This is a genomic window from Mycobacterium gastri (genome assembly GCF_002102175.1).
Lineage (GTDB): Bacteria > Actinomycetota > Actinomycetes > Mycobacteriales > Mycobacteriaceae > Mycobacterium > Mycobacterium gastri.
Genome location: NZ_LQOX01000055.1, coordinates 86,418 through 102,297 on the forward strand (window position 1 = coordinate 86,418; position 15,880 = coordinate 102,297).

The 15,880-nt window shown below is 66.8% G+C and carries 11 protein-coding genes; 4 read left to right on the forward strand and 7 right to left on the reverse strand.

All coding sequences use genetic code 11. The features are described from left to right. Positions 1–28 precede the first annotated feature (28 nt). Together ilvA and AWC07_RS04140 are read left to right on the forward strand one after the other, a co-directional pair. Positions 29–1,321: a threonine ammonia-lyase gene (gene ilvA / locus AWC07_RS04135; protein ID WP_036419736.1), complete on the forward strand. Its 1,293-nt coding sequence runs from the start codon at positions 29–31 to the stop codon at positions 1,319–1,321. A 92-nt stretch (positions 1,322–1,413) separates the two neighbouring features. Further along, on the forward strand, positions 1,414–2,334 hold the full coding sequence (locus AWC07_RS04140; protein ID WP_051508277.1) for a phosphatase PAP2 family protein: 921 nt from the start codon (positions 1,414–1,416) through the stop codon (positions 2,332–2,334). A gap of 13 nt (positions 2,335–2,347) precedes the next feature. Here the strand turns inward: AWC07_RS04140 and AWC07_RS04145 are convergent, their stop codons facing one another. Then, positions 2,348–3,007: a pyridoxamine 5'-phosphate oxidase family protein gene (locus tag AWC07_RS04145; protein ID WP_036419738.1), complete on the reverse strand. Its 660-nt coding sequence runs from the start codon at positions 3,005–3,007 to the stop codon at positions 2,348–2,350. Between the two features lie 40 nt (positions 3,008–3,047). Between AWC07_RS04145 and AWC07_RS04150 the strand changes: the two genes are divergently transcribed. Continuing rightward, positions 3,048–4,373, forward strand: coding sequence for an aminotransferase class I/II-fold pyridoxal phosphate-dependent enzyme (locus AWC07_RS04150; protein ID WP_036419740.1), 1,326 nt, complete (start codon positions 3,048–3,050; stop codon positions 4,371–4,373). 75 nt (positions 4,374–4,448) lie between these two features. Here the strand turns inward: AWC07_RS04150 and treZ are convergent, their stop codons facing one another. From treZ to AWC07_RS04180, 6 genes are all read right to left on the reverse strand, one after another. Next, positions 4,449–6,173, reverse strand: a complete 1,725-nt coding sequence (gene treZ, locus AWC07_RS04155) for a malto-oligosyltrehalose trehalohydrolase (RefSeq protein ID WP_036419742.1) — start codon at positions 6,171–6,173, stop codon at positions 4,449–4,451. Next, positions 6,166–8,475: a malto-oligosyltrehalose synthase gene (treY, locus tag AWC07_RS04160; protein WP_085104965.1), complete on the reverse strand. Its 2,310-nt coding sequence runs from the start codon at positions 8,473–8,475 to the stop codon at positions 6,166–6,168. The genes treZ and treY overlap by 8 nt, the downstream gene beginning before the upstream one ends. Before the next feature lie 3 nt (positions 8,476–8,478). Then, entirely contained in the window at positions 8,479–10,662 is a 2,184-nt protein-coding gene (glgX, locus tag AWC07_RS04165; RefSeq protein WP_085104966.1) for a glycogen debranching protein GlgX, read from the reverse strand. Positions 10,663–10,751: 89 nt separating this feature from the next. Further along, positions 10,752–12,896, reverse strand: a complete 2,145-nt coding sequence (locus tag AWC07_RS04170) for an acyltransferase family protein (protein ID WP_036413490.1) — start codon at positions 12,894–12,896, stop codon at positions 10,752–10,754. Between the two features lie 85 nt (positions 12,897–12,981). Beyond that, positions 12,982–13,731 carry an NlpC/P60 family peptidoglycan-binding protein RipD gene (gene ripD / locus AWC07_RS04175; protein WP_036413488.1) on the reverse strand — a complete coding sequence of 250 codons (750 nt, stop codon included), beginning with the start codon at positions 13,729–13,731 and terminating at the stop codon, positions 12,982–12,984. A 334-nt stretch (positions 13,732–14,065) separates the two neighbouring features. Beyond that, a complete protein-coding gene (locus tag AWC07_RS04180; protein ID WP_036413485.1) occupies positions 14,066–14,485 on the reverse strand; it encodes a hypothetical protein in 420 nt (139 codons plus the stop codon). 84 nt (positions 14,486–14,569) lie between these two features. Here AWC07_RS04180 and AWC07_RS04185 point away from each other — a divergent pair, with 84 nt between their 5' ends. Further along, positions 14,570–15,877, forward strand: coding sequence for an adenosylmethionine--8-amino-7-oxononanoate transaminase (locus tag AWC07_RS04185; RefSeq protein ID WP_036413483.1), 1,308 nt, complete (start codon positions 14,570–14,572; stop codon positions 15,875–15,877). Positions 15,878–15,880: the final 3 nt, after the last annotated feature.

Genomic DNA, 15,880 nt, shown 5'->3' on the forward strand with positions numbered 1-15,880 from the left:
TCGGCGGGTGGCATGGCACCATTGATCGGTGTCCGCTGAACTGAGCCAGAGCCCGAGCAGCTCACCGCTGCTGTCCGCGGCTGACATCGACAGTGCGGCGAAGCGGATTGCCCCGGTCATCACACCGACGCCGTTGCAGCGCAGTGACCGATTGTCGGCGATCACCGGTGCGACGGTCTATCTGAAACGCGAAGACCTGCAGGTGGTGCGCTCCTATAAGCTGCGCGGGGCCTACAACCTGCTGGTGCAACTGACCGATGAGGAGCTGGCCGCCGGTGTGGTGTGCTGCTCGGCCGGTAACCATGCGCAGGGCTTCGCTTTCGCCTGCCGGTCACTGGGGGTGCGCGGCCGCGTCTACGTCCCGGCGAAGACACCCAAACAAAAGCGAGACCGGATCCGCTATCACGGCGGGGAGTTCATCGAGTTGATCGTGGGTGGGGCGACCTATGACTTGGCCGCCGCAGCGGCGCTGGAAGACGTTCGCCGCACCGGCGCCACGCTGGTACACCCGTACGACGACCTGCGCACCATCGCCGGGCAGGGCACCATCGCCGTCGAAATCCTCGCCGAACTCGGCCCGATCGTCGAAGAGCCCGACCTGGTGGTGGTGCCGGTCGGTGGGGGTGGCTGCATCGCCGGGATTACCACTTATCTGGCCGAGCGGACGTCGGCCACCGCGGTGCTGGGTGTCGAGCCGGCCGGGGCCGCCGCGATGATGGCCGCGCTGGCCGCGGGCGAGCCGGTGACGCTGGAACACGTGGACCAATTCGTCGACGGTGCGGCGGTCAGCCGGGCCGGAACCCTGACGTATACGGCGCTGGCAGCCGCCGGGGACATGGTGTCGATCACCACCGTCGACGAGGGCGCGGTCTGTACCGCGATGCTCGATCTGTATCAGAACGAGGGCATCATCGCTGAACCGGCGGGCGCCCTGTCGGTTGCCGGCTTGCTGGAAGCCGACATCGAGCCCGGGTCCACCGTGGTGTGCCTGATCTCGGGTGGCAACAACGACGTGTCGCGCTATGGCGAGGTGCTGGAGCGTTCGTTGGTGCACCTGGGCCTCAAGCACTATTTCCTGGTGGACTTCCCGCAGGAGCCCGGTGCGCTGCGCCGGTTCCTCGACGGGGTGCTCGGTCCCACCGACGACATCACCTTGTTCGAGTACGTCAAGCGCAACAACCGCGAGACCGGCGAAGCGCTGGTGGGTATCGAGCTCGGATCCGCCGCGGACTTGGACGGACTGTTGGCCCGGATGCGGGCCACCCAACTGCACATCGAGGCCCTCGAGCCGGGTTCGCCGGCCTACCGCTACCTGCTGTAACCGGTCGCTCACATCGGCCCGGGCCGATGGATTGATAACGTGGTCGACGCCCGGACCGCCGTCGCGTTCCCGTTCCGAGTTGGGTTCGAAACATGAGCCAGCCATCTGGACCCGGTACCCCCGGTTTCGGTCTGGTGAGCGCAGCGGCCGTGGGGTGGCTTGTAGTACTGGCGGTGTTGGCGACGTGGACCGCTCGGCACGAGGCGCCGATCCGCGGACTGTGGGCGGGGGCGTGCAACGTCGCCGTGATCGGCCGCGTGCTGGCGTGGCTACGCAAGCAGGCGGGCGCCTGGGGAGTGGCGCTGAGTCGTCGGCTGCCGGTGTCCGAGGTCGCCGGTGTCGCGCTGCTCATCGGCGCCGCAGCGGTCACGGCGCTGGCAGTCTGCTTCACCGAAGTGCTCGATGACGTCCTCGAGGGTGATGGGATCGTGGGGATCGACCAGCCGGCTGCCGAATGGCTTGCGGCCCACCGTGACCTGTGGTTGACCACGACGCTGCGGGTGGTCACCGCTGCGGGCGGCCCGGTTGGGATGGCGGTGCTGACCGCGCTGACCTGCGCTGCTGTCGTCTGGCGGTGCAGGTCGTGGCTTCCGGTGGTGCTTGCTCTGGTCGGCGGTGGTGGTGTTGCACTGGTGGTTCTGGTTGCGAAAGCGCTGGTAGTCCGGGATCGGCCCGCCCTGCCTTTCGCAACGATCGCCGAAGGCGGATACTCCTTTCCTTCCGGGCACGCGGCGGGCACCGCCGCAGTCGCATTGCTCTCAGGGTGGCTGGTGACCCGCTGGTTGATCACCTCGTGGACCGGGCGAATCATTGTCTGGACTATGGCGATGGGCTGGTCCGTCATGGTCGGGTTTTCGCGGATCTATCTGGGAGTGCACTACATCAGCGATGTGCTGGCCGGCTGGCTCCTGGGCATGGCCTGGGGCGGTGTCGTCGTGCTGGTCGGGACGTGGTGGGACAGCACTTGGCGTGCGAGCGCCGCCGAGCCGGGTTCTGCTAGCCGCATGCGGTGAGCGCACCGGTATCTCAGGGTCTGCGCGCGGCGGTCAGGTAGTCCGGCAGCGGGGTAGCAGGGTCGAGATCGTCGGCCGGTTGCGGTGTCCCCGCCGTCACGGTCAGCGGGATGACCCCGGCCCAATGCGGCAGCGCAAGGTCTCCCGGATCGTCGACCGGTCCGCCGTGGCGCACCTTGGCCGAAACCTCGACAAGCTGCAGCGCAAGTACCGCGGTGGCGGCCAGTTCTTGGGTGTTGGGGGTCCGGCAGTCGGCGGCGCGGCCCGGCCGGATGTGATCGAGCAGCGCGTGCAAGGCAGGCAACTTCTCGGCGTCGTCGTCAACCACACGTGCGGTGCCCATCACGACTACCGAGCGATAGTTCAGGGAATGGTGCATCGCCGAGCGGGCCAGCACCAGCCCGTCGACAACGGTGGCGGTGAGGCAGACGGGCAGGCCGGCGGCCTTGGCGGCAAGCATGGATCCGCTGCCGGTGGAGCCGTGAATGTACAGCGTCTCGCCGCAGCGAACATGCATGGTCGGCAGGACCACCGGCCTGCCGTCGCGGACATAGCCGACATGACAAAACAACGCCTCGTCGAGGATGCGGTGGACGGTCTCGCTGTCGTAACGTGCACGCTCCCGGTACCGAGAGGGAGCGGTGCGCGGCGTTGGTTGGTATGCAAGGGTCATATGATTGCCACCGCTTCCGTACTAGTACATAATTACGACTGTGCCAGCACAATATAGGATAACGGGAACGGGTGCCGAATCCATAGCCACCAGCGTCGAACAAGCCATCTCCCAAGGCAGTCTCACGCCCGGCGACACCCTGCCGCCGATCCGCGACGTCGCGGGCCAACTCGGCGTGAATCCCAACACGGTTGCCGCCGCCTATCGCATCCTTCGTGATCGCGGGGCCGTCGAGACGGCGGGACGGCGCGGTACCCGGGTGCGGAACCGCCCGGCCACCACCCCCCGGTCCGCGCTCGGCCTTGATGTCCCCGAAGGCGCCCGGGACTTGTCTACCGGCAACCCGGACCCCGCCTTGTTGCCCATCGCCGCCGCGCGGCTGCGGACCCGTGCCGGGCCGCCCGTCCTCTACGGACAGCCGCCGATGTCGGACGAGTTGGTCAGCTATGCTCGCGCCACGCTGACCCCGGATGGCGTCCCGGCCCAGCACCTCGCGGTGACCAGCGGCGCGCTCGACGGGATTGAGCGGGCTCTGACCGCACACCTGCGACCCGGTGACCGGGTCGCCGTCGAGGACCCGGGCTGGGCCAACCTGCTCGATCTGCTTGCGGCACTGAGGCTTAACGTCGAGCCGGTACGAGTCGACGACGATGGGCCGCTGGTTGCCGACCTTGCCCGGGCGCTGGGCCGCGGCGCGCGGGCACTGGTGCTCACCACTCGTGCGCAGAATCCGACCGGGGCGGCGTTGTCCGCGGATCGTGCGGCCGCGCTGGGCAATTTGTTGGCGGGCCGATCCGACGACGTCCTCCTCGTCGAGGACGACCACTGCGCCGGCATCGCCGGGGCGCCCCTGCACAGCCTGGCAGGCTCGACTGGGCACTGGGCTTTCGTGCGTTCGGTATCGAAGGCCTATGGCCCCGACCTGCGTCTGGCCCTCCTGGCCGGAGATCAGCGGACGGTCGAGCGGGTGCAGGGACGGTTGCGACTCGGGCCGGGCTGGGTGAGCCACCTGCTGCAGGACCTGGCCGTCACGCTGTGGTCGGACGAGGCGGCCACGCGCCTGGTCCGCAAGGCCGAACGGCGTTACGCCGATACCCGGGTGCGCTTGTGCGCTGCCCTGGCCGACCGCGGTGTCGTTGCATACGGTCGATCCGGGCTGAACGTGTGGATTCCGGTGCCCGACGAAACGGTGGCGATCACCCGGCTGCTCAACACCGGCTGGGCGGCGGCGCCGGGATCGCGGTTTCGGATTGCGACCCCGCCCGGAATGCGCATCACCATTGCCGATCTGACCGTCGGCGAGCTCGACCCGCTCGCCGACTCGATTGCCGAGGCGATGCACGTCACCGGCCGTCGCAGCGTGTGAGGTTCCGGTTGGCCAGCAGACGCGGAATCGCCCTGTTGTGGCCACAACAGGGCGATTCCGCGTCTGCTCGCGCCGTTATCCGCAGCGGAGGATGGCGACCGAATGGCCTTCCAGCGCAGTGTGATCGGCATCGACGGTCGGCTCGCCCCAGCTGAGCACCACTTCGCCGGTGACGGGCATCTGCACCGGCTCGGCGCCCAGATTACACGCGATGCCGAACTGTCCGCGTCGCATGATAATCCAGGCCTGCTCCTCGTCGTAGTCGACAATCATGTGCTCCAGCCACGGATCGGCCAGATCAGTCTCGTTGCGCCGCAAGGCGATCAGATCGCGATAAAAGCGGTGCAAGCGGGCGTGTTCGCCGGCATGGACCTCATCCCAGTTCAGCTTGGAGCGCTGAAACGTCTGTGGGTCCTGGGGGTCGGGGATTTCCTCGGCGTCCCAGCCGTGCTCGGCGAATTCGGCCTTGCGGCCTTCGGCGGTGGCCCGGGCCAGCTCCGGTTCGGGATGCGAGCTGAAAAACTGGAACGGGGTCGACGCCGCCCATTCCTCGCCCATGAAAAGCATTGCAGTGTAGGGAGAGGCGAGAACCAATGCGGCTTTGATCGCCAATTGGCCCGCGGTCAGATTGTGCGACGGGCGGTCTCCGAGGGCGCGGTTGCCGACCTGGTCATGGGTGCAGGTATAGGCGAGCAGCCGGGTGGCCGGGACGGTCGCGGTATCTAGCGGCCGGCCGTGGCGGCGGTGCCGGAACGACGAATAGGTGGCCGCGTGAAAGTAACCGTGCCGCAGGGTGTGTGCCAGCGTGGCCAGCGAGCCGAAATCCGCATAGTACCCTTGGCGCTCGCCGGACACCGCGGTGTGAATGGCGTGATGGATGTCGTCGGACCATTGCGCGGTCAGCCCGTAGCCGCCGCGATCACGCGGCGTGATCAGCCGCGGATCGTTGCGATCGCTTTCGGCGATCAGCGACAGTGGGCGTCCCAGTTGCTTTGACAGCCAATCGGTTTCGTTGGCGAGTTCTTCGAGGATATCGATGGCGGTGGTGTCCACCAGCGCGTGCACGGCGTCCAGCCGCAGCCCGTCGGCGTGAAAGTCGCGCATCCAGCGCAGCGCACACCCGATGATGTAGCGACGCACCTCGTCGGAGTCGGCGTCGGCGATGTTGATGCCTTCGCCCCAGGGATTGCTCGCCGACGACAGGTAGGGCCCGAACCGCGGCAGGTAATTCCCCGACGGCCCGAGGTGGTTGAACACCGCGTCGATCAGCACCCCCAGACCGCGTGCGTGACAGGCGTCGACAAACCGGATCAGTCCGTCGGGTCCCCCGTAGGGTTCGTGCACGCTGTACCACAGCACGCCGTCGTATCCCCAGCCGTGGGTGCCGGCAAAGGAGTTGACCGGCATCAGCTCGACGAAATCGATCCCGAGATCGACCAGATAGTCCAGCTTTTCGATGGCGGAATCGAATGTGCCGGCGCCGGTGAAGGTACCCAGGTGCAATTCATAGATCACTGTGCCGTCGATCGAACGGCCCGGCCAATCGCCGTCGGTCCAGTTCGCATCGGTCGGGTCCCATAATTGCGAGCGCTCGTGCACCCCGTCGGGTTGCCGCGGTGAGCGGGGATCGGGCAGCACGGTGGGGTCCTGGTCGAGCAGATATCCGTAGCGGGCGTGCGGTGGCGCATCCACGTCCGCGTGCCACCACCCGTCGTCCGATCGAGTCAACGCGTGCACCCGGCCGTCGACGTCAAGGCGCACCAGCTCGGGTTTGGGTGCCCAGACCCGAAATTCAGTCACGGTTGCGCTCCAGCAGGACGACGGGCAGGTCTGCGAAAAGTTCGGCGGCCGAGGTCGGCCCGCTTACCATGGCACCGGAAAGCCGATCGGTCCAGGACCCATCCGGTAGCGGCACCACGGTGTTACCCCAGCCGGTTTCCTCCAGCCGCACGGTCCAGCGGGTCACCGCGACAACGATGTCCTGGCCTTCCCGGCCGCGGCGAAACGCCACCACATGGTCACTGGCGTCGCCGTCGGCCAGCACCGGAACGTAGCCGCCATGCAGGAAGCTGTCCGGACGGGAGCGCCGCAGCCGAAGTGCGGTGGTGACGACCCGAATTTTGGGGTGTGCCAACGCTTTCAGTGCGGTGCGGCGGGCGGCGTAATCGACGGGCCGGCGGTTGTCCGGGTCCACCAGGCTGTCGTCCCACAGCTCGGTGCCCTGGTAGACGTCGGGGATTCCGGGTACGGTCAGCGCGAGCAGCTTCTGACCCAGCGCGTCGCTTGCCGCGTGCGGGTGCAGCTGAGCCACCAGCCCGGTCAGCTGTTCTGCCACCGGACCGTCGAGCACCGTATCGAGCCAGCGGTGTATCGCGTCTTCGAAATCGGTGTTCGGGTCACTCCACGAGGTATGCCAGGCCGCTTCCCGGACGGCCTTCTCGGCGTAGCGGTGCAGTCGGTCGCGAAGCTCGCCGGTCACCTCGCCGTTGACGGGCCACACCCCGAAGATGTTCTGCCACAAGAACTGTCCGGTCGCCGGGTCGGGGGAGGGGGCCTGGATCTCCCAGCGAGCGACCAACTCGGCCCACAGCGACGGCACCTGCGAGAGCACGCCGATCCGGGCGCGCACGTCCTCACCGCGTTTGGTGTCGTGGGTGGTCAGCGTCGTCATCGTGTGCGGCCACATCCGGGCCCGGGTGGCGGCGCTGCGATGAAACTCCGCTGCCCCCACCCCGAAACGGTGTGGTTCGCCACCTACCTCGTTGAGTGACACCAGCCGGGAGTCGCGGTAGAAGTAGCAGTCCTCGACGGATTTGGCGGTCACCGCGCCGCAGAGCTGCTGCAGCCGGGTGGCCGGTTCGCCGCCACCGGCCAGTGCCGCGGCGACGATCTGCAGCGCGGGCCCCAATTCCGGCGCGGCCGCTTGGGTTTCGGCCAAGGCGGTGGCCATTACTGGGGCCAGGCTCGGGTAGTCGCAGCGGTAGACGCCGATATGGGTGAGCAGCGCGGCCACCGCCTGGGGCAGTAACGGATCATCGGCGCTGGCGGCGGCGACTATGGCGCGGCGCAGCCTGCGCAACTCGCTTGCCAGGGTGTCGGTGGCCGAACGGATCTTCAGCGCGGCCAACATTTCCGGCATCGCTTGATAATTCACTCCCGCGGACCCGACCAGGGCGGTGAGTTCCGAGGCTCCGCTGGGATCGACGAAGAGTCCACCGATGTCCCGCAATACGTCGTAGCCGGTGGTGCCGGCCACCGGCAGCGTCGGCTCCAGCGCCTCATCGGCGGCCAGGATCTTCTCGATCACGATCCAGGCGTCCGGACCGAGCAGTTCGCGCAACCACGCGAGGTATCCGCACGGATCCGACAGACCGTCAGGATGGTCGATGCGCACGCCGTCGACGAGTCCCTCGGCAAACCACCGGGCAACTTCGGCGTGCGAGGCGTCGAACACCGCCCGGTCCTCCTGCCGCAGCCCGGCCAGCGAGGTGATCGAGAAGAACCGGCGATAGCCGCACACCCGGTTTCGCCAGCCCACCAGCCGGTAGTGCTGGCGGTCATGTACCTCCGGGCCGGTGCCCGCCGCGGTGCCGGGGGCGATTGGCAGCGCCAGATCGCCCAGCCGCAGCAGGTCGCCGTCGACCTTCAGGTCGGCGACGTCGCCGTCGGAGCCCAGAATCGGCAACACGATTCGGCCGTCCTCGTCGAGATCCCAGTCGATGTCGAAATAGCTGGCATAGGCCGACGAGCGGCCGTACCGCAAGACGTCCCACCACCAGGCGTTCTGCTCGGGCTGGCCGATGCCCACATGGTTGGGCACGATGTCGACGATCAGACCGATGCCGCGGGCTTGGGCCGCCGCCGACAGTCGCGCTAGCCCGTCAGCACCACCGAGCTCCGCGGACACCGTTGTCGGGTCGGTGACGTCGTAGCCGTGGCTGGACCCCGCGGCCGCGGTCATGATCGGGGACAGGTACAGATGTGACACCCCGAGGTCGTCGAAGTAGTCCAGCAGGTTTTCGGCGTCGGCAAAGGTGAACGCGAACCCGCTCGAGGCACCGCGTAGTTGCAGCCGGTAGCTGGACAGGATGGGCAAAGCCATGCGTCACAACGTCTTACGAAGCACCAGCAGCGAACGGGCGGGCAGCCAGAGCTGCTCTGCGGCGTTGATGACCTGGTTGGTGTCGCCGGCCGGGTCGTTGGTGTCGAGCTCCGCGGTCCACTCCTGCGCGTAGCCGCTATGGGGCATCACGAACTCCACCGGCTCGCCGTGAGCGTTGAAGCACAACAGGAATGAATCATCGACGACGCGCTCGCCTCGCGCATTGGGTGCGGTTATCGCGTCGCCGTTGAGAAACACCGCCACGCATTTGTGAAAACTCTTTCCCCAATCCTCATGCGTCATCTCCCGGCCGTCCGGCGTCAGCCACGCGATATCGTGCACTTCGTCGCCGCTTCGGATCGGCTCGCCTTCGAAGAACCGGCGCCGGCGAAACACCGGATGGTTCGTGCGCAAGGCGGTCACCTTGCGCGCAAAGGTCAGCAGATCCGAGTTCTTGTCCACCAATGTCCAGTCCATCCAGGACAATTCGGAGTCCTGGCAGTAGACGTTGTTGTTGCCGTGCTGGGTACGCCCGAGTTCGTCGCCGTGCGCGATCATCGGGGTGCCTTGGCTGAGCATCAGGGTGGCCCAGAAGTTGCGCATTTGCCGACGGCGCAGGGCCGTGATGTCGGGGTCGTCGGTGGGGCCTTCGACGCCACAGTTCCACGACCGGTTGTGACTTTCTCCGTCGCGGTTGCCTTCGCCGTTGGCTTCATTGTGCTTTTCGTTGTAGGACACCAGGTCGTTGAGCGTGAACCCGTCATGGGCGGTGACAAAGTTGATGCTGGCGCTGGGCCGCCGACCGGTCGCCTCGTAGAGGTCCGACGACCCGGTCAACCGGGAAGCGAACTCGCCCAGGGTTTCGGGCTCGCCCCGCCAGTAGTCACGCACGGTATCGCGATACTTCCCGTTCCACTCCGTCCACAAACCGGGAAAGTTGCCGACCTGGTAGCCGCCTTCGCCGACGTCCCAAGGCTCGGCGATCAGCTTGACCTGACTGATCACCGGATCTTGCTGCACCAGATCGAAGAACGCGCTCAACCGGTCCACGTCGTGCAGCTCGCGGGCCAGGGTGGCGGCCAGGTCGAAGCGGAATCCGTCGACGTGCATCTCGAGCACCCAGTACCGCAGCGAGTCCATGATCAGCTGCAACACATGTGGGTGGCGGGCGTTGAGGCTGTTGCCGGTGCCGGTGTAGTCCTGGTACAGCCGCAGGTCGGTGTCGACGAGGCGGTAGTACGCGGCGTTGTCGATGCCGCGGAAGTTGATGGTCGGGCCCAGGTGGTTGCCTTCGGCGGTGTGGTTGTACACCACGTCGAGGATCACCTCGATGTCGGCTTCGTGCAGGCTGCGCACCATCGATTTGAACTCGGCCACCGCGCCGCCGGGTTGCCGGTTCGCCGCATATTGGTTGTGTGGGGCGAGAAAGCCAAACGTGTTGTAACCCCAGTAGTTTCGCAAGCCCAAGTCGAGTAGCCGCGCGTCGTGCAGGAACTGGTGCACCGGCATCAGTTCGAGCGCGGTGACGTTCAGCGACTTGAGGTGGTCGATGATCACCGGGTGGGCCAGGCCCGCATAGCTGCCCCGTAGTTGCTCGGGGATGCCGGGGTGAGTTTGCGTCATCCCCTTGACATGAGCCTCGTAGATGACCGTCTCGTTGTACGGGGTCACGGGCGCCCGGTCGTACCCCCAATCGAAGAACGGGTTGATCACCACGCTGGTCATGGTGTAGCCCAGGGAATCCACCATGGGGGGGATGCCGGGGTCGGCCGAATCGCCGTTGGGATCGACTGCCGCCATGTCGTAGGAGTACAGCGCCTGCCCGAAGGTGAACTCGCCGTCGAAGGCCTTTCCGTACGGGTCGAGCAGCAGCTTGCTGGGGTCACAACGATGGCCGGCCGCGGGGTGGAAGGGCCCGTGCACCCGAAACCCATAGCGCTGGCCCGGGATGATGTTCGGTAGGTAGGCGTGCCAGACGTATCCGTCGACCTCCTCCAGGGAGATCCGCGTTTCGCTACCGTCGTCGCCGATCAAGCACAGTTCGACCTTTTCGGCGATTTCGGAGAACACCGAAAAGTTGGTGCCGGCACCGTCATAGGTGGCTCCCAGCGGATACGGGGTGCCCGGCCACACGGTACGCAGTATGGGTCCGGCCCCGACTGAGCGTTCGGTGTTGTTCGGCGACATGGCTTGACCTTATCCGCGTTCGGTGTGGCGCCGTTTGGTGATCCGCGCTCGTGTCCGGCTGTTTCGCGCCGCATCGGGGCGGCGCCCGATCACCACCAGCCGGTGATCGCCGCGATCTGTCGCCCCAGCTCCGGCGCCATGGTTCGCATATACGTCGGGGTCAGGTGGTGAGAGTCGCGGTAGATCAGGACATTTCCCTCCACCGCGCGGCAGAAGTCCTGGCGGCATATCGCGTCCGACATGTCGATGGGCTTCAGCAGTGGAAACTGCGCCACGAAATCCAGGGTGGAGTTGTAGTCGGCGAGCACGTCGGACCGCTTGATCCCGCAGGATTGCCCGTTGCCCCCCTTGGCCAGGCAGTCCGCCGGTCTGAATGGTTGGCCGTCCTTGACCATCCACGGGGTGTCCCGAACGGCGAGGATGGGAATGTTGTTATCCGACAACGTTTGCCAGATCCCGATGTAGGTGGCCGGCATCACGTCGCCGGGCTTGATGTTCCACGGCCGGGTGGACGTGGTGAACACGTAATCGGGACGATCGGCGACGAGCTTTTCCACGGTCGCCTGCACCCACTCGCGGCACTGTGGGTACGCGGCGTTGTTTCCCATGATCAACGGGACTTCCTCGGTGGACAGCGGGCAGCCCATCTTGAGGTACGTCACCACTTTGAAGTGGTGCAGACGCCCGAGCAGGTCTAGCGCCGGCAACCAGTGTTCGGCATGCGACCCGCCAGCCAGCGCTATGGTCCGGGGCGCGTCCCCGTCGCCGTAGGTGCAGTTGACCAGCGCCGGATTGACGAAGTCGCTGATGCACCCGTCCCGGGTGGACGCCGGCAGGTCCTCTTTGACTTCCAGGACGGTGGGACGCATCCGCAGGGTGGGCACTCGGGCATGGTTGGTCAGGGCTCGGGCGCCGGGATAGTCGTTGGCGCTGAGTCCGCTGAGCTCCTTGCCGGAGGCGCGGGCGACGATGACATGTTCACGCCAGCTGAACGATGTCGCCGTCAACGTGACGCCCAGCAGCACCACTATCGATCCCAGCGCGATGGTCGGCCGGCGTAATCGCAGCTGCCAGGGCATCGCGGCGGGAGTTGCTTGCGCGGTGGCTGCGGACGCCCGGTACCGCAGGGGGTCCTCGACGTGGCGAAGGGTCAGGTAGGCCAGTAAACCCGAGACCAGCAGCACCGCGGTGCCCTCGAGGAAGTTCGCGTGCCGGTGGCCGGAGTAGGAGAGCCAGAAGATGAGCAGCGGCCAATGCCATAGATACAGCGAGTAGGCCATCGCCCCCAACGTCACCAGCGGCCCGATCGCCAGCACCCGATTCGGCAGGGGCAGTCGATTGCTGGTACCGGCATGGGCTTGCTGGTTGGCTCCGGCCATGATCATCAGCATCGCTGCCCCGACGGGTACCAGTGCCCAGGGGCCGGGAAACTCCTTGACGCCGTCGATCAGGGCGCCACACGACAAGATCGCCGCCAGCGCGGCGGCGGCGCTGACGGTGCGCAGCCACATCGGCCAGCGGATGTAGGGCACCGACGCGCCGACGAGCACCCCCAGGAGCAGCTCCCACGCCCGCGCAAAGCTGTCGTAATACGCGTTGGCCTGGTTGGCCTGGTGGGCGGCGATCGCGTAGCAAAACGACGCGATCGTGAGCGCGCTGAGCAGCACGACGAACAGCGTTCGCAGGCGGGGGCCCAGGAGACGCCTGAATACATATGCACACGCGGCAACCAGGAACAGCAATGCCAGATAGAACTGGCCCTGCACTGACATGGACCAGATGTGCTGCAGCGGGCTGACTGCTTCGCTGGCGCGCAGGTAGTCCGACTGTGAGTTGGCCAGTTCCCAGTTCTGGTAGTAGCCCAGACTGGCCAGGCTCTGGTTGGCGAACGTCTCCCAGCGGGTCTGCGGTTGCACCAGCACGGTGAGCAACGCGCAGCCGGCAAGGACCACGACCAACGCCGGAACCAGGCGGCGGACCAGCCTGAACACCTCGGTGATCGGGGAGAGCTTCCCTTCCGGATCAAGGGCCGCCCGCAGTACTTTGCCGCCGAAGAAGAAGCCGGACAACGCCAGGAACACGTCCACACCGCCGGAAACCCGGCCGAACCACACGTGGAATACGGCGACCAGCGCAATCGCGATACCCCGCAAGCCGTCGAGATCATGCCGATAAAAGCCCGCCGCCCGCGACCCCATCGCGGTCGGTGTATGAGGCGGTACCAGGGTCTGCATGATCGACCGCTAATTTACCGAAACCCGCCACCGGCCCCGCGTTGAGCAGCGGGAACCGGTGGCGGGTTGCGTTGGGTCGAGAAGGTTACCTGGGGGTGCCGGCGGGAGCGGGCTGCGCTGGGGCCGGCTGCGCGGGCGCTAGCTGTGCCGGCAACTGCTGTAGTGGTGCCTGTTGCGCGGGCAACTGCTGTAGTGGTGCCCGGGGTGCGGGTGCCTGCCCGGCGGGCGCCTGCTGCAACGGTGCCTGTGGCAGCGGTGCCTGCTGTACCGGCGCCTGCGGCAACGGTGCCTGCGGCAAAGGTGTCTGCGGCGGCAGCTGCTGCCCCGGCGCGGTCTGGGTACCGAGAATCCGCACCAGGTAGGGAGTCATGCCGCTGCTTCGCACCGGCGAGACCTGAACGACGTCGCCGACTTCCAGCATCTGGCCGTTGCCGAGATACATCGCGACACTTTGGGTGCCTTCGGGGCCGTAGAAGATCAGGTCGCCCTTGCGTGCCTGCTGCGGCAGGACCTTCTGGCCCACTTTGTACATCTCGCCGGAGGAGCGCGGGAGCTTGATGCCGGCGCCGGCGTAGGCGTATTGAATCAGACCCGACGCGTCGAATCCGACGGTGTAGATGCCGGAACCCTTGCCGCGAGTGGGACCGGTGACGCCGCCGCCGGCCCACGAGAACGGCACCCCGCGTTGCGACAGACCACGGGCGATAACGACGTCGGTGGCCTGCTGGTAATCGGTCGACCTCAGGCCGGGGTCGGCGGCCGCGAGGCCCGGAACGGCCGCCATCGGGCTGACCATCATCGCCAGACCGATCGCGAAGGCGTAGATGCGTTTCATGGGGATCCAACCTCCTGGACCCTGCCGGGCCCTTCTGGCATCGGCGCGGTGACTTCGCGCCTCAGCCGCCGTTGCATGACTCACGCGGTGGCCGCTACGTCGAGACCCAACGGCGCTGCATGCAGTCGGAAGCGTGAATCATTCGGCCGAAACCACCTAATTCACACCAGTCACTACAGTCACTTTGACAACAGAAGTCGACGATCGCCAGGCCCGGCCGGAATTTTTTGTCTTAACGTGACCGGACGGTGACTGGGCTGGCCCAATCTTTTGCGGGCAGTTGTGATTTCGGTCTCAGCGAGGCTGCCGCCGGGTGATCAACCAGCTGCGGCGATCAGGGCCAATATCTTTCGCTGAAGCCGGCCAGCGCATACCCGAGCACGGACGTGACGGTCATGACGCCGACTGCGATGATCGGCCAGAAGGACATGTACCAGCCCTTCACCATCGACACGAACGGCCCGATGACCGCCGCGGCTATGGCGGCGCCGATACCGCCCCACATCACCGGATAGATGTAGTAGTTGGCGCCGTAGGGCACGGGCGGGCAATCTTCGGAAACGCACACGTTGTCGGTGAAAGCGAAGAGCCGTGATGGCCAACTGGTTGCGGTCACCAGGTAAAGCAGCAACCCCGACACCACGACGGTGCTGATCACATCCCACGGGACTATCCGCAGCTTGAGCACCCGCGGAGCCTGATGGTCGGCGGTACCGGAGCCAGGACGGTCTTCGGGACGATTCGGCGCAGCCATGCCATGCATGCTCCCGGATGACCGAAGTTTCCGCGACCCGCGACCGCGAGGGGCGGCGGGGCGTCTGCATTACTCTCGGTCTCCATGGCTGCCGCGGTAACGCCCGGGTTGACGCCCGAGCAGATCAGCGCGATCGACGCCGCCCACCTCTGGCACCCCTACAGCACCATCGGTGCCGAGGCGCTGCCGCCCGTCGTGGCGGTCGCCGCCCATGGCGCCTGGCTCACGTTGATCCGCGGCGGCCAACCGATCCGGGTCCTCGACGCGATGAGCTCCTGGTGGACCTCCATCCACGGTCACGGCCATCCCGTTCTCGACGCCGCGCTGACCGCCCAGCTGGCCACGATGAACCACGTGATGTTCGGTGGCCTGACCCACGAGCCGGCGGCGCGGCTGGCCCGGCTGCTGGTCGAGCTCACCCCGCCGGGCCTGGACACGGTGTTCTTCAGCGACTCGGGCTCGGTGGCGGTGGAGGTCGCGGTGAAGATGGCGCTGCAGTACTGGCGCAGCCGCGGCCGGCCCGGCAAGCACCGGCTGATGACCTGGCGGGGCGGTTATCACGGCGACACGTTCACACCGATGAGCATTTGCGACCCCGACGGCGGCATGCATTCGCTGTGGACCGACATCGTGGCCCGGCAGGTGTTCGCTCCGCAGGTGCCGCGGGTGTACGACCCCGGCTACAGCGCGGCGTTCGAGGCGCAGCTGGCCGAGCATGCCGCCGAATTGGCCGCGGTGGTCGTGGAGCCGGTCGTGCAGGGCGCCGGCGGGATGCGTTTCCACGACCCGCGTTACCTGTGCGACGTGCGCGACATCTGCCGTCGCCACGAGGTGTTGCTGGTCTTCGATGAGATCGCCACCGGTTTCGGCCGCACCGGCGAACTGTTCGCCGCCGACCATGCCGGGGTGAGCCCGGACATCATGTGTGTCGGAAAGGCGTTGACCGGCGGATACCTCAGCCTGGCCGCCACATTGTGTACGACCGACATTGCCCACACCATCAGCACCGGTGCGGCCGGCGCGCTGATGCACGGGCCCACGTTCATGGCCAACCCGCTGGCCTGCGCGGTGTCGGTGGCCAGCCTCGAGGTGCTGCTCGGCCAGGACTGGCGTTCGCGGATCGCCGAGATAGCGGCCGGGCTGACCGCCGGGCTGGAACCCGCCCGAGCATTGCCCGCGGTCACCGATGTACGGGTGTGTGGCGCCATCGGCGTCATCGAATGCGACCGTCCGGTCGATCTGAGCGTCGCCACCCCGGTGGCCCTGGACCATGGTGTCTGGCTGCGCCCGTTCCGCAACCTGGTCTATGCGATGCCGCCCTACATCTGCCCGCCCGCCGAGATCACGCAGATCACCTCCGCGATGGTCGAGGTAGCGCGACTCGTAGTCTGAACG